This window comes from Lentzea sp. NBRC 102530, assembly GCF_030269365.1.
In the GTDB taxonomy this organism is placed as follows: domain Bacteria; phylum Actinomycetota; class Actinomycetes; order Mycobacteriales; family Pseudonocardiaceae; genus Lentzea.
On the sequence record NZ_BSTF01000020.1, the window covers coordinates 39,144 to 59,578 of the forward strand.

At 70.1% G+C, this 20,435-nt stretch carries 21 protein-coding genes; 14 read left to right on the top strand and 7 right to left on the bottom strand.

Annotated elements, in window-relative coordinates; translation table 11 throughout:
- The first annotated feature begins 46 nt into the window (after window positions 1-46).
- On the top strand, window positions 47-1,579 hold the full coding sequence (locus QSK25_RS38330) for an LVIVD repeat-containing protein (protein WP_285645754.1): 1,533 nt from the start codon (window positions 47-49) through the stop codon (window positions 1,577-1,579).
- Here QSK25_RS38330 and QSK25_RS38335 read toward each other — a convergent pair.
- From QSK25_RS38335 to cofC, 3 genes are all read right to left on the bottom strand, one after another.
- Window positions 1,501-2,667, bottom strand: a complete 1,167-nt coding sequence (locus tag QSK25_RS38335) for an acyltransferase family protein (protein ID WP_285645756.1) — start codon at window positions 2,665-2,667, stop codon at window positions 1,501-1,503. The two genes, QSK25_RS38330 and QSK25_RS38335, sit on opposite strands and share 79 nt — an antisense overlap.
- A gap of 144 nt (window positions 2,668-2,811) precedes the next feature.
- Window positions 2,812-3,786, bottom strand: coding sequence for a hypothetical protein (locus tag QSK25_RS38340; RefSeq protein WP_285645758.1), 975 nt, complete (start codon window positions 3,784-3,786; stop codon window positions 2,812-2,814).
- Between the two features lie 54 nt (window positions 3,787-3,840).
- Window positions 3,841-4,464 (bottom strand): 2-phospho-L-lactate guanylyltransferase, encoded by a 624-nt coding sequence (gene cofC, locus QSK25_RS38345; protein ID WP_285645760.1) that lies wholly within the window; start codon window positions 4,462-4,464, stop codon window positions 3,841-3,843.
- Between the two features lie 72 nt (window positions 4,465-4,536).
- Here cofC and QSK25_RS38350 point away from each other — a divergent pair, with 72 nt between their 5' ends.
- The 4 genes from QSK25_RS38350 (at window position 4,537) to QSK25_RS38365 (ending at window position 7,899) form a co-directional block, all read left to right on the top strand.
- Window positions 4,537-5,244: a lysophospholipid acyltransferase family protein gene (locus QSK25_RS38350; RefSeq protein WP_285645761.1), complete on the top strand. Its 708-nt coding sequence runs from the start codon at window positions 4,537-4,539 to the stop codon at window positions 5,242-5,244.
- Window positions 5,245-5,246: 2 nt separating this feature from the next.
- Window positions 5,247-6,257: an NAD(P)H-dependent glycerol-3-phosphate dehydrogenase gene (locus tag QSK25_RS38355; RefSeq protein WP_285645763.1), complete on the top strand. Its 1,011-nt coding sequence runs from the start codon at window positions 5,247-5,249 to the stop codon at window positions 6,255-6,257.
- Entirely contained in the window at window positions 6,254-7,321 is a 1,068-nt protein-coding gene (locus QSK25_RS38360; protein ID WP_285645765.1) for a cystathionine gamma-lyase, read from the top strand. The genes QSK25_RS38355 and QSK25_RS38360 overlap by 4 nt, the downstream gene beginning before the upstream one ends.
- Before the next feature lie 119 nt (window positions 7,322-7,440).
- Complete coding sequence (locus tag QSK25_RS38365; protein ID WP_285645766.1) at window positions 7,441-7,899, top strand: cysteine dioxygenase; 459 nt, start codon at window positions 7,441-7,443, stop codon at window positions 7,897-7,899.
- Here the strand turns inward: QSK25_RS38365 and QSK25_RS38370 are convergent.
- On the bottom strand, window positions 7,880-8,524 hold the full coding sequence (locus QSK25_RS38370; RefSeq protein ID WP_285645768.1) for a pyridoxamine 5'-phosphate oxidase family protein: 645 nt from the start codon (window positions 8,522-8,524) through the stop codon (window positions 7,880-7,882). The genes QSK25_RS38365 and QSK25_RS38370 overlap by 20 nt on opposite strands.
- A 67-nt stretch (window positions 8,525-8,591) precedes the next feature.
- Between QSK25_RS38370 and pdxR the strand changes: the two genes are divergently transcribed.
- On the top strand, window positions 8,592-9,962 hold the full coding sequence (gene pdxR / locus QSK25_RS38375; RefSeq protein WP_285645769.1) for a MocR-like pyridoxine biosynthesis transcription factor PdxR: 1,371 nt from the start codon (window positions 8,592-8,594) through the stop codon (window positions 9,960-9,962).
- 155 nt (window positions 9,963-10,117) lie between these two features.
- Entirely contained in the window at window positions 10,118-11,167 is a 1,050-nt protein-coding gene (locus tag QSK25_RS38380) for a D-alanine--D-alanine ligase family protein (protein ID WP_285645770.1), read from the top strand.
- Here QSK25_RS38380 and QSK25_RS38385 read toward each other — a convergent pair.
- Both QSK25_RS38385 and QSK25_RS38390 read right to left on the bottom strand, forming a co-directional pair.
- Window positions 11,164-11,727 (bottom strand): DUF3515 domain-containing protein, encoded by a 564-nt coding sequence (locus QSK25_RS38385; protein WP_285645771.1) that lies wholly within the window; start codon window positions 11,725-11,727, stop codon window positions 11,164-11,166. The genes QSK25_RS38380 and QSK25_RS38385 overlap by 4 nt on opposite strands.
- A gap of 23 nt (window positions 11,728-11,750) precedes the next feature.
- A complete protein-coding gene (locus QSK25_RS38390; RefSeq protein WP_030467939.1) occupies window positions 11,751-11,984 on the bottom strand; it encodes an Lrp/AsnC ligand binding domain-containing protein in 234 nt (77 codons plus the stop codon).
- A gap of 97 nt (window positions 11,985-12,081) precedes the next feature.
- On the opposite strand from QSK25_RS38390, the gene QSK25_RS38395 reads away from it, so the two are divergent.
- From QSK25_RS38395 to QSK25_RS38415, 5 genes are all read left to right on the top strand, one after another.
- On the top strand, window positions 12,082-13,050 hold the full coding sequence (locus QSK25_RS38395; RefSeq protein WP_285645774.1) for a thiamine-phosphate kinase: 969 nt from the start codon (window positions 12,082-12,084) through the stop codon (window positions 13,048-13,050).
- A gap of 55 nt (window positions 13,051-13,105) precedes the next feature.
- Entirely contained in the window at window positions 13,106-13,516 is a 411-nt protein-coding gene (locus tag QSK25_RS38400) for a GNAT family N-acetyltransferase (RefSeq protein ID WP_285645776.1), read from the top strand.
- 10 nt (window positions 13,517-13,526) lie between these two features.
- A complete protein-coding gene (locus QSK25_RS38405) occupies window positions 13,527-14,048 on the top strand; it encodes a gamma carbonic anhydrase family protein (RefSeq protein ID WP_285645777.1) in 522 nt (173 codons plus the stop codon).
- A gap of 183 nt (window positions 14,049-14,231) precedes the next feature.
- A complete protein-coding gene (locus QSK25_RS38410; RefSeq protein ID WP_191300977.1) occupies window positions 14,232-14,906 on the top strand; it encodes a uracil-DNA glycosylase in 675 nt (224 codons plus the stop codon).
- 26 nt (window positions 14,907-14,932) lie between these two features.
- Window positions 14,933-16,108 carry an MFS transporter gene (locus QSK25_RS38415; RefSeq protein WP_285645905.1) on the top strand — a complete coding sequence of 392 codons (1,176 nt, stop codon included), beginning with the start codon at window positions 14,933-14,935 and terminating at the stop codon, window positions 16,106-16,108.
- Between the two features lie 18 nt (window positions 16,109-16,126).
- Here QSK25_RS38415 and rpmB read toward each other — a convergent pair whose 3' ends face one another.
- Window positions 16,127-16,318, bottom strand: a complete 192-nt coding sequence (rpmB, locus tag QSK25_RS38420) for a 50S ribosomal protein L28 (RefSeq protein WP_030467945.1) — start codon at window positions 16,316-16,318, stop codon at window positions 16,127-16,129.
- A gap of 148 nt (window positions 16,319-16,466) precedes the next feature.
- On the opposite strand from rpmB, the gene QSK25_RS38425 reads away from it, so the two are divergent.
- Together QSK25_RS38425 and recG are read left to right on the top strand one after the other, a co-directional pair.
- A complete protein-coding gene (locus QSK25_RS38425; protein ID WP_285645780.1) occupies window positions 16,467-18,077 on the top strand; it encodes a DAK2 domain-containing protein in 1,611 nt (536 codons plus the stop codon).
- 14 nt (window positions 18,078-18,091) lie between these two features.
- Window positions 18,092-20,251 carry an ATP-dependent DNA helicase RecG gene (gene recG, locus QSK25_RS38430; RefSeq protein ID WP_285645782.1) on the top strand — a complete coding sequence of 720 codons (2,160 nt, stop codon included), beginning with the start codon at window positions 18,092-18,094 and terminating at the stop codon, window positions 20,249-20,251.
- The last annotated feature ends 184 nt before the right edge of the window (window positions 20,252-20,435 follow it).

Genomic DNA, 20,435 nt, shown 5'->3' on the forward strand with positions numbered 1-20,435 from the left:
CGTTCGGGCCTACACGTCCCGTTCGAGCCACTGCCAGGGTCGATCCATGAAGGTTATTGCCACGTTGACCGCGGCGACCCTGTTGGCCTTCACCACGGCAGGCCTGGCTTCGGCGGCTTCCGCCGAACCCAAGACCCCCGTGGTGGACAAACCACGACTCCAGGCGGCGGCGAAGAACGTTCGCCTGAAAGCCTCACTTCCCGGCACCGAACGGGCCATCTCGATCGCGTTCGCCCAGTACGGCAAGCGCGACGTGGCGTTCGTGAGCATGGAGACCGGGCTCAAGACGTTCGACGTCAGCGACCTCGACCGGCCGAAGCTCCTCGACCACCTCACCAAGGAGGAGATGGCGCTGCCGGGCGACGACCCGACGAAGCGCTTCTGGGAGAACGAGGACATCAACGTCGACCCGAAGCGCAAGCTCGCGTTCCTGGCGCGCGAGGTCAACTCGTTCGGCCGCGCGCTGCCGGGTGACCGCCCGACCGGCAACTACATCGTGTCCGCTGTGGACCCGGCCGACCTCAAGATCCTCAGCTTTCACAGACAGAACACCGGTCACACCAGCACCTGCGTCAACGACTGCCAGTTCCTCTGGACGGCGGGCCTCGACAGGTCGGACGCCAAGACCGGACGGATCTTCGTGACGGACATCCGCGATCCGAAGACGCCGAAGGAACTCCCGGTCTCGGTGGACGTCCGCGGCAGGGCGGGCGAAGGCAAGATCACGCACGACGTCCAGGTCGACGCCCAGGGCATCGCGTGGGTGGCGGGCGACGACGGCACCCGCGGCTACCACACGCAGGGCTGGCATCGCGACCCGTTGAGCGGCAAGTACCGCGAGGCGAAGGCGTGGGACCCCGTCCCGTACGCGGGTGGCAGCGTGCCGAAGGCGGACATGCCGACCTCGTTCACGCACAACTCGTTCCGCCCCGTCGGACGGACGCTGCTCGACGGGCCGAAGCCCACCCGGGAGAACCCGGCCGGCTCGTTGCTGCTGCACACCGAGGAGGCGTTCGGCTCGCCGACCTGCAAGACCGAGGGCCGGTTCGTCATCTCCTCGCTGCAGGGCACGCACAACGGTGAGGGCTGGGGCGAGACGCCGAAGGAGATGAAGACCGTCGGCATCTGGAGCCCCGACGACCAGGAGGGCACGATCCCCGGCGACGTCACGTGCTCCGCGCACTACTTCGACGTGCAGAAGAGGATCGTGGCCTACTCCTGGTACAACCAGGGCACGAGGTTCCTCGACATCTCGAACCCCGCCAAGCCGATCCAGATCGGGTACTGGCGGCCGGACACCGCGACCTCGTGGGCGCCGTACTGGCACCGCGGCACCGTGTTCGTGGCGGACATCTCCCGCGGCGTCGAGATCCTGCAGCTCGAGAAGGGCGCCTACGAGGCGCAGGCGTCAGGCACCGCGGTGACGCTGACCGCCCACCACGCCAGGGAACTGATCCGGGAGAGCGACAGGGAACCCGTGCCGCTCGCCCCGAACCCGTTCTACGGCTGGGCCTGCCCGATGGTCGCGAACCGCGACGACTCGGACTGCGGAGCAGGGGCCTGCGGCGCGCCCTGCTGAGCCACGCCCGCGCGCACGGCGGCCTTCGCGCGCTGGCGGGTGATCACGCGCCGGCCGAGGTCGATCATCGGGATCTCCACGGTCGCGTAGAGAACGCTCGCCAGCGCCAGCCCCACGCCGGTGACCACGAAGGACTGGCCGAGACCGGACGCAGCGGGCCAGAAGAACCACACGATCGTCGCCGCGATCGTCTGCACCAGGTACAGCGAGTACGAACGCTCACCGACGAACTGCATCGGCTTCGTCGACAGGAACGTCGTCATCGGGCCGGGCGCGATCATCGCGGTCAGCAGCACCGCCGTCGCGAGCGCGTACACCGGGATGACCAGCACGTGACCGGGAACCCCGTTGATGCCGTCCAGGAACGCGGACATCGGCTTGACGCCCAGGTGCACGGCGGTGAATCCGACGGCGACGATCACCTGCGCGAGCGGGTTCGTGAGCGGCCGCAGCAGCGCGAACCCCCGCGGGCTGTGCAACGCGATCGCGAGCACCACGCCGGTCAGGATCGAGAAGTAGTGCAACGGCCAGCCGGGGTTGCTGTGCGCCGTCGTGAAGTTCACCAGCACCAGCGCGAGCAGCATGCCGAGGACGGCCGCACCGGCGCGGCGGCGCAGCACGACGGTGCCGAGCGCGATCGCCACCAGGGGCCAGACCAGGTAGAACTTCTGCTCGATGCCGAGTGACCAGGACTGCCCGTACGGGCTCGCGTCCGCGAACTCGTTGGTGAACGTCAGGAAGTGCTTGAGCGCGGGGCCGATCCCGTTGCTGACGAACGTCCCGTACAGCAGGGACGCCACGACCGTCACGAGCAGGACCACGAAGTACACGGGCAGGATCCGGAACGCCCTGCGCAGGTAGAACTCGCTCAACGAGATCCGGCCGGACCTGCGCTCCTCACGCAGCATCAGCGTGGTGATGAGAAATCCGCTGAGGACGAAGAACATCTGGACGCCGGCCCAGCCCTGAAGCCGGTCAGGACCGCCGTAGTGGAAGAAGACGACGAGCACCGCGGCAATGGCGCGCAGGCCGTCGAGAGCGGGAAAGCGGCGCAGCGCCAGGTAGTCGGCGTGCGTCAGTGAACTCATGCAGGAACACCTCAGGGGTGATGCGTCGGGGAAACGACGTCAGGGGTTACGTCGTTCGGCACACAGGGGGATACGGATGTAAAGGTGCCGGGGTTCCCCGTTGCGTTGCTCAAACCAACATTTTCGTGGTGTTCGTCACGGCCGTCAGCACGCGGACAACGACGACAAACGGTTCAACGGTGCGGAAGAAGCCACCCGCCACCCCTGCCGCGTCAAAGCCCCGCCGTGGACTTCCAGCCAGTAGCCGCCTTCGCTGGTGTGCACGGTCGCACCGCTGCGGATGTCCGTGACGTACGACGACTCCGACTGCCACGACACGAAGTCGCCGCTGACCCGCGGGAACACGATGCCTTCCGTGCGCGGCACCGACCTGATCGCCGCCAGCCGGCGCGCGTCCTCCCAGCCGTCGCGCCACCCGTGCAGTTCGTCGCCCTGCGTCCACACCACCGTGCGGCCGTCGGAAGCCACGCTGCCGCCGGGTTTCGCGGACGCCAGTTGCTCGGGCAGCGCGCCCTCGGAACGGAACTCGCCGTCCTGCGACCAGACCAGGCCGTCACCGAGGAACACCGGGGTGCGACCGGGACCGACGACCCTGTCCTTCTTCTTCGCGAGGTCGTAGAGGTGCACGCCCAGGCTGTCCGACCAGGCCGCCTTGCCGTTGTGCACCACGGCGCCGCCGTCGCCGATCTTCACGGGCGCGCCGTCGTTCCTGGAGTCCCACGCGTAGGTCGTGGTGGTGAGGTTCTCCGGGTGCGGTGTCGTGGAGAACGTCACCCAGCGGCCGTCGAACTCGACGCCGAAGAGCTGCGCGTCGTCCTGCACCGCCATGACCTGCTGGCGCTTGCTGTCGTCGCGCAGCACGAGTTCGGTCGTCCGGTTGCGGGTGGTCTTCACCAGCGTCGTGGCGGCGTCCTCGTTCGCGGCGACCACGACGACCTTCTCGTGCGCACCGGTCTCCGTCTCGTCGCGCGCCAGCGCGTCCTTCCAGTTCCCGGGTAACTCGACCTGGCACGTGCTGAGCTTGCTCTCGGCCGTGTAGTCGGACGGACGGTCGATCGGATAGGCGGCGACGCAGCCCGCCAGGGCCGTGACAGCCGCCAGCGCGATGAGCGCTCGCATCGGTCTCCCAAGTCGTGGTCACCCCAGATGACCCGGAAGACGCGCGGCGGCGGCTCAGGTTGTCCAGGCGGGCAAGGCGTTCGCGGTGTGCGTGCCGAGACCCAGGCCGAGCGCGAGCCGAAGATCCTCTTCGGTGTCCACGTCGCAGCGCAACGACGGCCACGGCCCGAGCAGTGGGAGAGCGCCGGTGAGCGCGTGCAGCCCGGCCGAGCCGACCCCGAAGCGCGGGTCGAGTTCCGCACCCGGTGCGGCGAGGAGCAACGTCGTGCCGGTGCCCTGCCGGTCGGGGACGAACGCGCGGCGGCCGCGAGCGGCTTCGATGGCCGACCCGAGTTCGTCCGGCCTGAGCGCGGGCAGGTCGGCCTGGAGCGCGCCGACGCGGGACGACCCGAGCGTGCGCGCGCCGTGCAGGAGCGCCTCGTTGAGCCCGGGCTCCGGCGGCTCGGCCAGCGACTCGACGCCGAGTCCGGCCATTTCGGACGCCACCGCCGGATCGGATGTGATCGTGACCACTCGGCGGACGCCCGGTGCGCGCAGGGCCGCGCTCACCGTGTCCATCGCGAGCGCGAGCGCCAGCGCCGCGTGGGACACCGGATCGCCGCCGGTCGCGCTGGTCAGCCTGGTCTTGGCCCGGTCCAGGGTCTTCACCGGGACCAGGAGGTCGACTTCGTCTCGCACCTCGCCATAGTCCACGATCTGGCGACTAATGTGCTCTCGGGCGCAGATCAACCGCAGGTTAGGAGAGGCCTCGTGGCCAAAAGGGAGAAGGGCGGCTTCTGGGTCGGGGTCGCCGCGGCGATCGTGTACCCGCTGTCGGGCCTGCTGGGCAGGCGCAAGTACCTGCACGGCGACCGCATCCCGCGCGAGGGGGCCGCACTGCTGGTCATGAACCACATCTCGCACCTCGACCCGATCTACGACGCGGTGTTCACGCACCGCAACGGCCGGGTGCCGCACTTCCTCGCGAAGCACAGCCTGTGGAACATCCCGATCGCCGGGCGGATCCTGCGCGGCGCGAAGCAGATCCCCGTCTACCGCGGCACGTCGGACGCCCAGCAGAGCCTGCGCGCCGCCCACGAGGCGCTGGCGGACGGCCAGGTCGTGGTGATCTACCCCGAGGGCACTATCACCAAGGACCCGGACGCCTGGCCGATGAACTCGCGCACCGGCGTCGCCCGGCTCGCGCTGCAGCACGACGGCCCGGTGATCCCGATCGCCCGCTGGGGCACGGTCGACATCTACGACCACTACAAGAAGCGGTTCCGGCCGTTCCCGCGCAAGACCGTCACCTACCTCGTGGGTGAGCCGATCGACCTCAGCGAGTTCAAGGCGCGCGAGGAGTCGCTCGCGGTGCTGCGCGAGGTCACCGACCTGCTGATGACGAACGTCAAGGGTCTTCTCTCCGAGGTGCGCGGCGTCGAGGCACCCGAGGGCTTCTACGGACCGAGGAAGGCCTGAACATGGCGATCGAACGTGTGGCGGTGCTGGGTTCCGGTTCGTGGGGCACGGCGTTCGCGAAGGTCGTGGCGGACTCCGGCCCCGAGGTCGTGCTGTGGGCGCGCCGCCAGGAGGTGGCCGCGGAGATCACCGAGACCCGCGTGAACTCCGGCTACCTGCCGGACATCTCGTTGCCCGCCAACCTCACCTGCACCTCGGACCCGGCCAAGGCGCTGGACGGGGCGGACGCGGTGGTCCTCGCCGTGCCGTCGCAGACGTTGCGGGCCAACCTCTCCGGCTGGAAGCCGTTGCTGCCGCCGGACGCGACGCTCGTGTCGTTGTCCAAGGGCGTGGAGCTCGGCACGCTGAAGCGGATGAGCGAGGTGATCCGCGAGGTCGCCGGCGTCGACGAGTCGCAGGTGGCCGTGGTGTCCGGGCCGAACCTGGCCAAGGAGATCGCCGTCGGGCAGCCGACCGCGACGGTCATCGCGTGCACGGACCACGACCGCGCCGTCGACCTCCAGCACGCGTGCTCCAACTCGTACTTCCGCCCGTACACCAACACCGACGTCGTCGGCTGCGAGCTGGGCGGGGCGTGCAAGAACGTCATCGCGCTGGCCTGCGGCATGGCGGCCGGCATGGGGTACGGCGACAACACCATGGCGTCGATCATCACCCGCGGCCTCGCCGAGACCGCCCGGCTCGGGGCCGCGCTGGGCGCCGACCCGCTGACGTTCGCGGGCCTCGCCGGGCTGGGCGACCTCGTGGCGACGTGCGCGTCGCCGTTGTCGCGCAACCGTTCCTTCGGCGAGCGCCTGGGCAAGGGCGACACGCTCGCGCAGGCGCAGGAGGCCGCGCACGGGCAGGTCGCCGAGGGCGTGAAGTCGTGCTCGTCGATCCGCGAGCTGGCCGCCGCGAACGGCGTCGACATGCCGATCACCGAAGGCGTTCACCAGGTCTGCCACGACGGGCTGAGCGTGCGCGAGCTCGGTGCCGCCCTGCTGGGCCGCGACCGGAAGCACGAGCGCCAGTGACCCCCGAACTCGGCGACGGCACGCGCGTCGTCCACTCCGTCTCCGGCGGGCCGGGCGACCCGTTCGGCGCGCAGCCGGTGTTCGCGTCGGCGTTCCACCTGGGCGGCCAGGACCACTACGCCCGCGGCGGCAACCCGACCTGGCGCGCGCTGGAGACGGCGCTGGGGTCGTTGGAGGGCGGTGAGACCGTCGTCTTCCCCTCCGGGATGGCGGCGATCTCGACGCTGCTGCGGACCGTTCTGTCCACTGGGGACACCCTGGTCCTCCCGTCGGACGGCTACTTCCTCAGCCGCAGGTTCGTGTCCGAAATGGACGTGACCGTGGTCGAGGCGCCGACGGCCGGGCCGTACCCGTCCTTCGAGGGCGTGCGGCTGGTCCTGCTGGAGACGCCGTCGAACCCCGGTCTGGACGTCTGCGACATCGCGGCGCTGGCCGAGGAGGCGCACGCGGCCGGGGCGTTGCTGGCGGTGGACAACACGACCGCGACGCCGCTCGGGCAGCGGCCCTTGGAGCTGGGCGCGGACATCGTGGTCGCGTCGGACACCAAGGCCGTCGCGGGGCACAGCGACGTCCTCTTCGGACACATCACGGCGTCGTCTTCCGAGCTGGCCGCGAAGCTGCGGGACGCGCGGACGTTGAGCGGCGCGATCCCCGGCCCGTTCGAGACCTGGCTGGTGTTGCGCGGCCTGGGAACCCTCGACCTGCGGCTGGAACGGCAGGCGCGCAACGCGGCGGCGCTGTACGAGGCGTTGTCCGGCAAGGTCTCCGGGCTGCGCTGGCCGGGTGCCGAGGCCGACCCCGCGTACCTGCTGGCGGCGCAGCAGATGCGGCGCTTCAACGGGGTGCTGACGTTCGAGCTCCCGGACGCCGCCGCGGTCGAGGCGTTCATCGAGAAGTCGAGGTTCGTGTCGGCGGCGACGTCGTTCGGCGGCCTGCACACGACGGCCGACCGGCGGGCCCAGTGGGGCGACCCGGTGCCCGAGGGCCTGGTGCGCCTCTCGGCCGGCTGCGAGGACACGCACGACCTGGTGACAGACGTGTCCCACGCCTTGGGACTGGATTGACGGAGGGTCCCGGTTCCGGGACCCTCCTGCTCATGTCCTTCAACGCATGTTGCTGTTGTACCTGGCGATAGTCCCGCGTCCTCTTTTCGCGCACTCGCCTGGTTAGGACCCTTTTCCCGATGTTCGCCGTTCCTGAGAACAGCGTCGTTCTGCCTGAAAACACCCCGTTGCTGCACCCCGTCCGGGTGGCGCTGGCGTGGGCGGCCGACCGCGACCGCTGGAAGCACCTGCTCCGCTACGACCCGGAGGAGCGCTTCTCGGCGTTGGTCGACAAGACCGACGACCAGGAGATCTGGCTGATGAGCTGGCTCCCCGGGCAGACCGCGTCACTGCACGACCACGACCACACCTCCGGCGCGTTCACCGTGGTCAGCGGCCTGCTGACCGAGGTCGTGACCACCCGCATCCAGGTCGTGCACTCACTGCACGCCGGCCAGTCGCGCGTGTGGGGTCCTGGGTACGTGCACCAGGTGCGCAACGACGGTGCTGACCCGGCCGTGTCGATCCACGTGTACCGCCACGGCACACGCGCGATGACGCCGTACCACTACGACCCGCTCAACGGCCCCGTGCGCTGACGTGCGGCGGCACGTCCTTGTCCGTCTCGTGCGGCACGGGCGCGCCCCACGTCGTGACGAGCGGCATGTGCCCGGCCCACACGAGGTTCGCCTCGAGGTCGGACGGCTCCTCGCCGGGCCCGCCGTCGCGCACCTTGACGCTCGCCTCGGTCAGGTCGATCTCCAGCGCGGCCGTCTGCGCGAGCTCCTTCTTGGACGGTTCGCGGGCGTAGTCCCAGCTCCCGGGCGTGACGTGCTCGACGATGACCTTCAGCGCGTGCTGCGGGTCGTCGGCGATCTTCGCGGTGCCGTGGATGATCGCGGACCGGTAGTTCATCGAGTGGTGGAACACCGACCGCGAGTAGACGACGCCGTCCACGAGCGTGACCGCGACGCAAACCTGCTTGCCCTCGAGCATGCTCCTGATGGACCGTGAGCCCGTCGACCCGTGCAGGAAGATGCGGTTGCCGTCCCGCCCGTACGCGGTGGGGATGAGGAACGGCGCCCCGTCGACCTCCACGGCGAGGTGGCACACGAGGCCCGCGTCGAGGATGTCGTAGAGCACCTGGCGGTCTTCGACGGCTCGCTTCTTGCCGCGGACGACGGTGCTGCGCGGGGTGGGGGAGAGCTGCACGTCAGTGGTCATGGTTCTACTGTCGTTCGGGAAGTGGCATTATTGAAGCGCCATTTTCCGTCGATTTGAGAAGGCCACTTTGGCTGAGACCGCGCTGCCCGTGGCGCTGGACCGCGACTCCTCCGAACCACTCGCCGTCCAGCTGGCCGACGCCCTGCGCTCCGCCGCGTCGGAGGGCCGCCTGCGCGCGGGCGACCGTCTGCCGTCAACGCGCGCGCTGGCCGACTCGCTCGGTGTGTCCCGCACGGTCACAGCCGCCGCGTACGAACAGTTGCACGCCGAAGGCTGGATCGCCGGACGACACGGCTCCGGCACCTACGTCACGACGACGCCGCCCGGCCCGATGCGCAAACGCTCGCGCAAGCCCGTTGCACCTGCCATCACCGATTTCGTGGACCTCGGCACCGGTGCTCCGTGGGCCGGTGGGCTTGACCGTGCGGCCTGGCGCCGGGCCTGGCGTGCGGCGGCGGACGCGGCCCCGTTGTCCCGTCCCGAACGCGCTGGGTTGCCCGAGTACCGCGAGGCCATCGCCGAACACCTGCTGCGGCACCGAGGGCTGGCCGTCAACGCTGATCCGGTGCTCGCGACCGGCGGCACCACCGCCGTGCTGACCGAGATCGCGGTCGCGGTGTTGAAGCGCGGCGACGCCGTGGCCGTGGAGGAACCGGGGTACCAGCGGGCCGTGGGCGTGTTCCGGGCCAACGGTCTTCGGGTGGTGCAGGCGGCTGTGGACGCCGAGGGGCTGCTGCCCGACGCAGTGCCCGATGGGATCAAGGCCGTCTACTGCTCGCCGGCGCACCAGTACCCGTTGGGCGGCCGGATGTCCGCCGGGCGGCGGGTGGCGTTGGTGGAGAGGGCGCGGCGGGACGGCTGGCTCATCATCGAGGACGACTACGACGGTGAACTCCGTTACGACGTGGCGCCGTTGCCGTCGTTGGCCGCGCTCGCCCCGGACGTCGTCGTCCACCTCGGCACCACCAGCAAGATCCTGACGCCCACGCTGGGCGCCGGGTGGATGGTGGCGCCCGAGCACATCGCCACGACGATCCTCGAACACCGCGACCTGACCGGAACCAGTCCGGCCGCCGCTGGGCAGCGCGTCGTCGTCGAGTTGGCGCGGACGGGGGACCTCGGGCGGCACCTGCGGAAGTTGCGGCGTGAGTTGTCGGAGCGGCGGGCGCTGATCGTGGACACGTTCGCTTCGGCCGGCATCCAGATGCTCGGCGACGACGCCGGAGCTCATGTGGTCGTGCTGCTGCCCAGCCTCGAGCGGGAGCGCGAGGTGATGCGGCTGGCGTTGGAGCGTGGGCTGCGGGTGGACGGGCTGGCGCGGCACTACGTGAACAGGCCGAAGTTCCACGGGCTCGCGATCGGGTACAGCGCTTGTTCGCGGGAACAGCTGGCCGGGGCGTTGCCGGTGTTGACCGAGCTGCTCACGGCTGGTGGTTGACGCGGTGGCGCCGCGGTGTTCGCGGTTCCAGCGGGGCTGGTCGCGTTTGCCGGTCGGGCTGGGGTTGCCACCGCTTTGTGTGGCACCTCTCGGTGCTGTTGACGGTGGACAACTGGCTGGTGGGCACAATCGCCCAAACGGGTAGGGTCGCCCGCATGACGCAGCGCAAGACGAGGGTGGCCGTGGTCTTCGGCGGCCGCAGCTCCGAGCACGAGGTCTCCTGCCAGTCCGCCAAGAGCGTCCTGCCGCACCTGGACGCGGACCGGTTCGAGGTGGTGCCCGTCGGCATCACGCCGCAGGGGCAGTGGTCGCTCGGCACGGACCCGGCCGTGCTGGAGCCCGGTGCGAGCAACCTCCCCACGCTGCGCAACCAGGCCGTCGTCGCGGTCGAGCCCGGCGTCGCGCTCAAGGACGTCGACGTCGTCTTCCCGCTGCTGCACGGCCCGTGGGGTGAGGACGGCACCATCCAGGGCCTGCTGGAGCTCGGTGGGCTGCCGTACGTCGGGCCCGGCGTGTTCGCGAGCGCGGCGGTGATGGACAAGATCTTCGCCAAGAAGCTGCTCGCGGCGGAGGGCATCGAGGTCGGCCGGTTCGTCGCGCTCGACCGGGCCGCGACCACGCTGACGCTGGACGAGCGCGAGCACCTCGGGCTGCCGGTGTTCGTGAAGCCGTCGCGCGCGGGGTCTTCGGTCGGCATCTCGAAGGTCAGCAGCTGGGACGACCTCGACGCGGCGATCTTCGAGGCCCGGCAGCACGACCCCAAGGTCATCGTCGAGGCCGCGGTGCACAACCCCCGCGAGATCGAGCTCGCGGTGCTGGAGTTCCCGGACGGCCGGATCGAGGCGTCGGTGCCCGCCGAGTTGCGTCCCGTCGGCGAAGGGGCCGACTGGTACGACTTCGAGGCCAAGTACGTCAACGACTCCTACGAGGCCGACATCCCGGCCAAGCTGGACGACGACGTCGCGGCGCGCCTGCGCGAGCTCGCGGTCAGGGCGTTCAAGGCGCTCGACTGCCAGGGTCTGTCCAGGGTGGACTTCTTCCTCACCGAGGAGGGGGAGATCGTCCTCAACGAGCTGAACACCATGCCGGGCTTCACGCCGATCTCCATGTACCCCAAGGCGTGGGAGGCGACGGGTCTCGACTTCCAGAGCCTGCTGACCACCCTGATCGAGACCGCGATCGCCCGCGGCTCAGGCCTGCGTTAGGCAGTGGTCTTGACCGGCTGCTTGGGCAGCAGGTCGCGCACCGTCGTGGAGATGTCCTGCAACGGTCCGGTGCCCGCGTCGGCGGGCACCGTCAGCGCCACGTACACGCCGCGGTCGACGATCACCCACGTGGAACTGTCCGCACCGGGCAGTTCGAGCCACTGGACGTCGGAGATCACGCGCAGCTGCGAGGTCGCCGACAGTTCGGACGGCCTCGGCAGTCCGCAGCGCAGAACCACCGGATCGTGTTTGGCGTCACCCCACGCGACGGCCGCGGGAGGTGCCGGTGCGGCGAGCTCGCGGCGCGGCAGCATGTCCTTCCCGGACGGCAACCCCACCGGCAGCTTCTCGACCAGGGAAGCGCATTCCGGTGAGCCCGCCGACGGTGCGTCGATCGAGACCAGCGCGAGGGGGCCCGTGCGACCGGGCACGTCCTCCGTCTGGTTTCCCGTGCCCAGCCACAGACCGAGGCCGGCGACACCGATGGCGAGCACGACAGCGAGCCCGACCGCCGCGAGCAACGGCCGGGACAGCGCTGACGTGGTTTCCTGCTGAGTCACCCGGCTATGACAACACGGGCGAACTAGAGATGGACCACCGGGCAGGTCAACGTGCGGGTGATGCCCTCGACGTTCTGGATGCGCGCGACCACGAGCTGGCCGAGCTGGTCGACGGTCTCCGCTTCGGCGCGCACGATGACGTCGTACGGACCGGTGACGTCTTCTGCGGTGGCTACCCCGGCGATCCCGGAGATCTCGGAGGCGACTGCGGCGGCCTTGCCGACCTCGGTCTGGATGAGGATGTATGCATGCACCACGGCGTGCCCCTTCGTCGCGACAGGTTGGGTCGAGGTAGGAACGTGTCACGCAACGTACCCCAGTTGGGGTTCCGAATGCTCAGATTGGGAGGCAACTTTGCGTCCGGAGCCGCCGCGCGACGCGGAGACGGTCGCCGATGTGGGTGAGTTCGCTCTCATCCACCGGGTGACGGCCGGTCGGGCGCAGCCGGAGACGACCATCCTCGGGCCCGGTGACGACGCGGCCGTCGTCGCCGTCCCGGACGGACGGGTCGTCGCCTCGATGGACGTCCTCGTCGAGGGTGTCCACTTCAGACTCGACTGGTCCAGTCCTGAGCAGGTGGGCCGAAAAGCGGCCGCGGTGAACCTCGCCGACGTCGTCGCGATGGGAGCGTTGCCGTCCGCTCTGCTCGTCGGTTTCGCGTGTCCCGCGGACACCCCGGCGGCCGTCGTGCAGGGGATCATGGCGGGGTTGTGGGAGGAAGCGGCGAAGGCCGGCGCGGGCGTCGTCGGAGGCGACATGGTCAGCTCCGCCACGCTCGTGATCTCCATCACCGCCATGGGTGACATGAACGGACTCGAGCCGATCACGAGGTCCGGCGCGCTCGTCGGGGACGTCGTCGCGGTCACCGGACGGCTCGGCTGGGCCGCGGCCGGGCTCGCCGTGCTCGGCCGCGGCTTCCGTTCGCCGGTCGGGATAGTGAACGCCCAGCGCACCCCGGAGCCGCCGTACGAGGAGGGCCCCAGGGCCGCCGAGGCCGGCGCCACGTCCATGATCGACATCTCGGACGGCCTGCTGCAGGACCTCGGCCACATCGCGGACTCCTCGGGCGTCGCGATCGACGTCCGCACGGAACTGCTGCCGCTGCACCCGCGCTTGCTCGACGTGGCGTCGGCGCTCGGCGGGGACGCCCGGCACTGGGCGCTGACCGGGGGCGAGGACCACGCGCTCGCGGCGACGTTCCCCGGCCCCAAGGCCGTGCCGCCGAACTGGACGACCATCGGCACGGTCCGCGCGGGCGAAGGCGTCACGGTCGACGGCAGGGCCTACGAGAAACCTCCCGGCTGGGAGCACTGGCGCGCGTAGAATTCCAGGCGTGGAACTATTCACGCGCGCGTATGACCATCCAGACTCCGTCAAGATGATCGACGACCTCCAGCAGGTCTACGTCGAGCGCTACGGCGACGTCGACATCACGCCGGTCGACCCCGCGCAGTTCGCCGCGCCGCTCGGGTACTTCGTCATCGGTTACCTCGACGGCGTGCCCGTCGCGTGCGGCGGCTGGCGGGTCAACGACGAGCTGGACGGTGCCGCCGAGATCAAGCGGATGTACGTGGTCGACTCGGCGCGCGGCAAGGGCCTGTCCCGGCTCGTGCTCGCGCACCTGGAGGCCACCGCGCGCGAGGCGGGCCTGGCGCGGATGGTGCTGGAGACCGGGACGCGCCAGCCGGAGGCCATCAGCCTGTACACCTCGAGCGGGTACGAGCGGATCCCCAACTTCGGCGTGTACCGCGACCACCCGGACAGCCGCTGCTTCGGGAAGTCGTTGTAGGTTCAGGCGCATGGCCATTTATGCGTTGGGGGACTACACGCCGCAGATCCACCCGGACGCGTACGTCCACCCGGACGCGACCGTGATCGGCGACGTGCGCATCGGCGCGTTCTCGTCGGTGTGGCCACAGGCCGTGCTGCGCGGCGACTACGGGCGCATCGTGGTCGACGAGCGCACGTCGATCCAGGACGGCACGGTCATCCACTGCACCGAGGTTCACCCGGTGCACATCGGATCCTCCTGCGTGGTCGGCCACAACGTGCACATCGAGGGCGCCACCGTCGCCGACGAGTGCCTGATCGCCTCGGGTTCGGTGGTGCTCAACGGTTCCATCGTGGAGAAGGGCGCGATCGTCGGCGCCGGCGCGGTGGTCTCGTTCGACGGCCACGTCCGCGAACGCACGATGGTGCTGGGCGTTCCGGCCCGCGAACGCGCCGGACACGTCGTGCCGGAACGGGCCTGGGAATTCATCGTCGAGAAATACGTGCAGAACATCGCTTTGTACCGGGAGAAGCTCCGCCGCCTCGACTAGTGCCGCGTCAGTCGACCTTCGCCGCGTCTTCGGCGCTCAGCGGGCCACCTCGCGGCACCGGCCCCGCGCCCCGGTACAACCAGTACAGGGACGCGGGGCCGGCACCGCGATGCGACCGTCTGAACACCGAACACGGGGCAAAGGCCGACTGACGCGGCACTGGGTGAGATAGGGTTCACAGCCGTGGCTCGTCCCCTCAACGAAGTTGTCGAAGCCGGTTGGGCTGAAGCTCTCGCCCCCGTCGCTGACCAGATCGCCGCCATGGGTGAGTTCCTGCGCGCGGAGGTTTCCGCCGGTCGCACCTACCTTCCCGCGGGCGAGAACGTGCTGCGTGCCTTCCAGCAGCCGTTCCACCAGGTGAAGGTGCTGATCGTCGGCCAGGACCCGTACCCGACGCCCGGCCACGCGGTCGGCCTGTCGTTCTCGGTCGCGCCGGACGTCCGTCCCATTCCCAAGTCGCTCATCAACATCTACAAGGAATACGCGGAGGACCTCGGTCACCCGATTCCGTCCAACGGCGACCTGACGCCGTGGTCCGAGCGCGGTGTGCTGCTGCTCAACAGGGCGCTCACCGTGCAGCCCGGCAAGGCGAACTCCCACCAGGGCAAGGGCTGGGAGGCCGTGACGGAGCAGGCGATCAAGGCTCTGGCCGCCCGTGACGCACCGCTCGTGTCCATCCTCTGGGGCCGCAACGCGCGCAACCTGCGTCCGTTGCTGGAACCGTTGCCCGCCATCGAGTCCGCGCACCCGTCGCCGCTGTCGGCGCACTCCGGGTTCTTCGGCTCGAAGCCGTTCAGCCGGGCCAACGAACTGCTGGAGAAGCAGGGCGCCGAACCGATCGACTGGAAGCTCCCGTAGTTGCTCCCGCTCGCCGTGATCTGACGCTGACGGCCGCCGGTGCGGCCGTCAGCGAGTTCGGCAACGCCTTGTCGTTGCTGGTCCTGCTCTTCTGGGCGACGCCGATCAGCTCGTTGCTGGTGGCCGCGGTCCTCGTCGCCGAACTGCTGCCGTTCGTGCTCGGCGCACCTTTGGCGGGCCTGCTCGTCGACCGGTTGCCCAACCGCCGCCTGCTGATCATCGCGCTGCTCTGCCAGGGCGTCGCGATCGCGGCCATCGCGCCGTTGATGGGGCAGCCTGTTTTCGTCGTGGCGCTGGTGTTCGCCTCGGGGTGTGGCCGTGCGATCGCCCAGCCCTGCATCTCCGCTCTCGTGCCGCACATCGCGGGCGAGGAGAACTCCACGCGGGCCTACGCCCTGCTCGGCACGACCCGCAGTGTGGGCAACATCGCCGGTGTCACCGGTGGAGCGCTGCTCGCCGGGTTCTTCGGGCATCCGGCCGCGATGCTGATCGACGGCTGCACGTTCCTCGCCTACGCGGTGTTGCTGGCGTTCGTGCGTTCGGAGCGCAGGCCGTCCGGAGAACACTCGGAGCGGCCCAGCGCGATGGCGGGCATCCGGCACGTGCGGCGCGATTCCGTGCTGTTCGCGGCGATCCTCGGGCTGGCGTGCTTCGTCGGCGCCACCGTGGTGATCAACGTCGCCGACCCCGCGTTCGTGAGGTTCGTGCTGCACGGCAACGAGTTCCTGCTGGGCGCCATGCAGGCGTGCTGGATGGTCGGCATCCTCTTCGGCAACCGGGTGGCGGCGCGGCTGGTGTCGGCGTCCCAGCTCGCTCAGGCGCTGGCGATCACCGGCATGACCACGGGCGTTGCCGTGCTGATCCCGGCGACGTTTCCGTTCGTCGCCGCCGCGGTGATCGGGTGGTTCATCGGGGGCGTGTCGAACGGCGTCGACAACGTGGCGATGAACGCCATTGTGCGGTCGCGCACACCGGAGCAGATGCGCGGGCGTGCGTTCGCCGCCGTCGGGTCGATGGTGACCGGTGCGAACCTGGTGGGCACGGCGGCGGCCGGCGGGTTGCTGCTGGTCATGGGGCCGCGGGCGGTGTTCGCGGTCGGTGGCACCGGGGCGTTCGTCGCTGGTGCCGTCTGCCTGGTGTTCGTGCGCAGGGCCCTGAAACGCGAAGAGAGCCCGGCCGTGGCCGAGCTCTCTTCGAACTAGAACGAACTGTGGCGGTGATCAGCCGCGCACGACCTTGCCGGCCTTCAGGCAGGACGTGCACACGTTGATCCGCTGGCGCTGCGAGGCCGAGACCTTCGCGCGCACAGACTGGATGTTCGGGTTCCAGCGGCGGTTCGTCTTCCGCTGGGAGTGCGAAACCGAATGGCCGAAGCCCGGCCCCTTGCCACAGACGTCGCACACGGCAGCCACGTCAGCCACTCCTTCAGGTTCCTCAAGCGGTAAGTCATGCGTCCCGGTGGGCGCGCAAGCGTGCACAAGCCTCAACCGGGCACGGCAACTCAATGAGGGTAGCCGGTGGGCTCACCCGCGACCAAACCGGGTGGATACTCTCGCCGCCATGCAGGTCATGGATGCGGTCGCGGTGCGCAGGTGGGCGGACGCCTGCGTGCGGTCGCTGGACGCCAATCGGGAGTCGATCGACCAGATCAACGTCTTCCCCGTCCCGGATGGTGACACAGGTACGAACCTGCTGCACACGATGCAGTCGGCGCTGGACGCGCTGCTGCGCTCGCCCATGTCGACCGTCGGGGACGCGCTGTCGGCGCTGGCCCGCGGGGCGCTGGCCGGGGCTCGGGGGAACTCGGGCGTGATCCTGTCGCAGGTGCTCAGGGGCCTCGCGGAGACCGTCCAGGAGGTCTCGCTGGTCACCGGGTCCGCGCTGCGCAAGGGCCTGCACCGGGCCGATGAGCTGGCCACGGCCGCCGTGTCCAAGCCGGTGCCCGGCACCGTGCTGTCCGTGTTGCACGCTGCTTCCGAGGCGGCTCGTGACTGCACGTCGGACGAACTGGACGACGTGGTGATGGCGGCGTCGCGCGCGGGGGCGGTGGCGTTGGCGGACACGCCCCGTCAGCTGGCCGTGCTGGCGAAGGCCGGAGTTGTCGACGCGGGCGGCCGCGGGCTGGTTGTGTTGTTGGACACATTGGCGGCGGTGATCACCGGTCAGAGCGTGGAAACACCGATAGACGCTCCCTTGCTGCCGCGCACGCCCGAATCGCTGACGACCGAGCGGGAGGGCGGGTCGTCGGAGTTCGAGTACGAGGTCATGTACCTGCTCGACGAGACCTCCGAAGACCTCGTCGGCGAGCTGCGCGCGACGTTGAACGGGCTGGGCGACTGCGTCTCGGTCGTCGGCGACGGGGCCTCGTTGTGGACCGTGCACGTGCACTGCAACGACATCGGCGCGGCCATCGAGTCGGGTGTGCGCGCCGGCCGTCCGCACCGGATCACGGTGGCGCGGTTCGCCGACCAGATCGCCGCGCAGGCGTCCCGGTTCGTGCGTGACCGGGCGATCGTGGTGGTGGTGAGCGGAGCTGTGGACCTGTTCCGCGCTGAGGGCGCCACGGTGTTCGACCTCGCTTCTTCTTCGGCGACGCCCACGGACCTGTTGTCGGCCATCGTGTCGACGCGCGCGCGTCACGTCGCGGTTCTGCCCGGTGACCCGGACATCCGCGAGGCTCTGGACGAGGCCGTGGCGTACGCACAGGCCGCAGGGCAGGACGTGGTGGTGGTGCCGACGTTCTCGCCCGTGCAGGCCCTCGCGGCGTTGGCGGTGCACGACTCCTCCAGGCGTGCCGGTGACGACGTTGTCGCGATGGCCGAGGCTGCTGCCGCGACGCGCCGTGGTGAGCTCGCGATCGCCGCCGACGAGGCGTTGACGTGGGTCGGCCGCTGCCAGCCCGGCGACCTGCTGGGCATGCTGGACGGCGAGGTCGTGCTGGTCGAGCCCGGCCCGGCGGCGCCGGAGTCGTTGATGGACCTCTCGTGCCGCCTGGTGGACCGGATGCTCGCCGGTGGTGGTGAACTGGTGACGGTGCTGCTGGGCGCCGACGCGCCGGAGGGCCTGGTCGACGTGCTGGAGGACCACCTGCGGGTCACCCATCCGGAGGTCGAGGTGACGGCGTACCCGGGCGGTCAGCCGGACGCGGTCATTTTTGTCGGTGTCGAGTAGTTCAATGGGACGCGATGATCTCCTTCGACGACAAGCTGCAGCCGTTGCTCGGCAAGAAGACCGCCGACGCACTGGAGACCGGCCTCGGCCTCACGACGGTCGGTGACCTGCTGCGCCACTACCCGCGCCGCTACGACGAGCGCGGGAAGCTGACGGACATCCGCTCGCTGGAAATCGACGAGCACGTCACGGTGCAGGCCGAGGTCCGCAAGTGCCAGAAGCGGCAGATGAAGGCGCGCCGCGGCCAGATGACCGAGGCCGTGATCACCGACGGCACCTCGGAGCTGCACCTGGTGTTCTTCGGCAAGCCCGCGTTCGTCGCCGAACAGGAGCTGCTGCCCGGCACGCGCGCCCTGTTCGCCGGCAAGGTGGGCCGCTACCGGCAGAACCTGCAGCTGGTGCACCCGGCGTTCGAGGTCCTCACCGCGGAGCAGGACGGGTCGTCGTTCCTGCAGGCGTTCCTGCCCGTCTACCCGGCGTCGCAGCACATCAACACGTGGAACATCGCGAACTGCGTGAAGCAGCTCCTGGAGATCTGGGACGGCGTGCCGGAGGACCCGCTGCCCGCCGACTTCCGCGAGGAGCAGGGCCTGATCGGTCTGGAGGACGCGCTGCGGTCGATCCACCGCCCCGAGAGCTGGGCGCAGATCTCCGTGGCGCAGCTGAGGCTGAAGTGGGACGAGGCGCTGGCCGTGCAGCTGGCCCTGGCGCAGCGCCGCAAGGCGTCCACGGCCCGTCCGGCTCCCTCGTGCGCGCGCCGTTCCGGCGGCATCCGCGACGCGTTCGACGAGCGGCTGCCGTTCCAGCTCACCGCGGGCCAGGTCGAGGTGGGCGAGCAGATCGCCACCGACCTGGAGTCGACCGTGTCGATGAACCGCCTCCTGCAAGGGGAGGTAGGCTCGGGCAAGACCATGGTCGCGTTGCGAGCAATGCTCCAGGCCGTCGACGCGGGCCGACAGGCGGCGATGCTCGCCCCGACCGAAGTCCTTGCGGCACAACACGCCCGCTCGTTGTCCGAGATGCTCGGCGACCTGGCCCAGGCGGGCCAGCTGGGTGGCGCGGAGAACGCGACCCGCGTGACGCTGCTGACCGGCTCGATGAACACCGCCCAGCGCCGTCAGGCGTTGCTGGACATCATGACCGGCGAGGCGGGCATCGTCGTCGGCACGCACGCGATCATCCAGGAGAAGGTGGAGTTCCACTCCCTGGGCCTCGTCGTCGTGGACGAACAACACCGCTTCGGCGTCGAGCAACGCGCTGCTCTCTCGGCCCGCGGCGAACGCGAGAACCCGCACGTCCTGGTCATGACGGCCACCCCGATCCCGCGCACCGTGGCCATGACGGTCTACGGCGACCTCGAGGTCTCGGCCCTGCGCGAGCTCCCGGGAGGCCGTTCCCCCATCAAGACCTCGGTGGTCCCGGCCAGGGAGAAACCGGCTTGGCTGGACCGGGCCTTCGCCCGCGTGCGCGAGGAGGTGGCGAAGGGCCACCAGGCGTACTTCGTGTGCCCCCGCATCGGCGACGAGGAGCCGGCGAAGTCCGAGGGCGACGACGACAAGCGCCCGGCCCTGTCCGTGATCGACGTGGCGAACATGCTCGCCGCGGGCCCGCTGCGGGGCCTGCGCATCGAAATCCTCCACGGCCGCATGGCCCCGGAGGACAAGGACGCCGTGATGCGCGCGTTCGCCGCCAACGAGGTGAACGTCCTGGTCGCCACCACCGTCATCGAGGTGGGCGTCAACGTCCCGAACGCCACCGTGATGGCCATCATGGACGCCGACCGCTTCGGCGTCTCCCAGCTCCACCAGCTCCGCGGCCGCGTGGGCCGAGGCAGCGCCCCCGGGCTCTGCCTCCTCGTCACCGAGATGCCCGAGATGACGGCCACGATGGAACGCCTGCGCGCCGTCGAGTCCACCCTGGACGGCTTCGAACTGGCCCAGCTCGACCTCGAACTGCGTCGCGAGGGCGACATCCTCGGCGCCGCGCAGTCCGGGCGGCGGTCGGGCCTGAAGATGCTCTCGCTGCTGCGAGACGAGGACATCATCGCGGACGCGCGGACGTCGGCGCAGCAGGTGGTGGACGCCGACCCGGACCTGGAGAAGCACCCGGGGCTGGCGGGGATGGTGGCGACGCTGCTGACGGAGGAACGAGCGGAGTACCTGGAAAAGACCTGACCCGCAGAGCAAGCAAGCACGCCGCGCGACGTACGCCACACACGGACGTGCGCGTGCCACGCACGTGCACCGCTCGTTTCCACCGCGCTTGCCTGCCACGCCCGCCACAGGCACGCGCGCCGACCACGCCTGTCTGCGCGCCGACCACGCCTGCCGTGCCCGCCTGCCGTGCCCGCCTGCCTGT

Bases quoted from the DNA above. Each gene is read 5' to 3' on its own strand.
- QSK25_RS38340 (WP_285645758.1), bottom strand. From the start codon at position 3,786: ATGCGAGCGCTCATCGCGCTGGCGGCTGTCACGGCCCTGGCGGGCTGC.
- QSK25_RS38365 (WP_285645766.1), top strand. From the start codon at position 7,441: ATGTTCGCCGTTCCTGAGAACAGCGTCGTTCTGCCTGAAAACACCCCG.
- QSK25_RS38370 (WP_285645768.1), bottom strand. From the start codon at position 8,524: ATGACCACTGACGTGCAGCTCTCCCCCACCCCGCGCAGCACCGTCGTC.
- QSK25_RS38335 (WP_285645756.1), bottom strand. From the start codon at position 2,667: ATGAGTTCACTGACGCACGCCGACTACCTGGCGCTGCGCCGCTTTCCC.
- QSK25_RS38355 (WP_285645763.1), top strand. From the start codon at position 5,247: ATGGCGATCGAACGTGTGGCGGTGCTGGGTTCCGGTTCGTGGGGCACG.
- QSK25_RS38425 (WP_285645780.1), top strand. From the start codon at position 16,467: ATGCAGGTCATGGATGCGGTCGCGGTGCGCAGGTGGGCGGACGCCTGC.
- QSK25_RS38330 (WP_285645754.1), top strand. From the start codon at position 47: ATGAAGGTTATTGCCACGTTGACCGCGGCGACCCTGTTGGCCTTCACC.
- QSK25_RS38400 (WP_285645776.1), top strand. From the start codon at position 13,106: ATGATCGACGACCTCCAGCAGGTCTACGTCGAGCGCTACGGCGACGTC.
- QSK25_RS38380 (WP_285645770.1), top strand. From the start codon at position 10,118: ATGACGCAGCGCAAGACGAGGGTGGCCGTGGTCTTCGGCGGCCGCAGC.
- recG (WP_285645782.1), top strand. From the start codon at position 18,092: ATGATCTCCTTCGACGACAAGCTGCAGCCGTTGCTCGGCAAGAAGACC.
- QSK25_RS38405 (WP_285645777.1), top strand. From the start codon at position 13,527: ATGGCCATTTATGCGTTGGGGGACTACACGCCGCAGATCCACCCGGAC.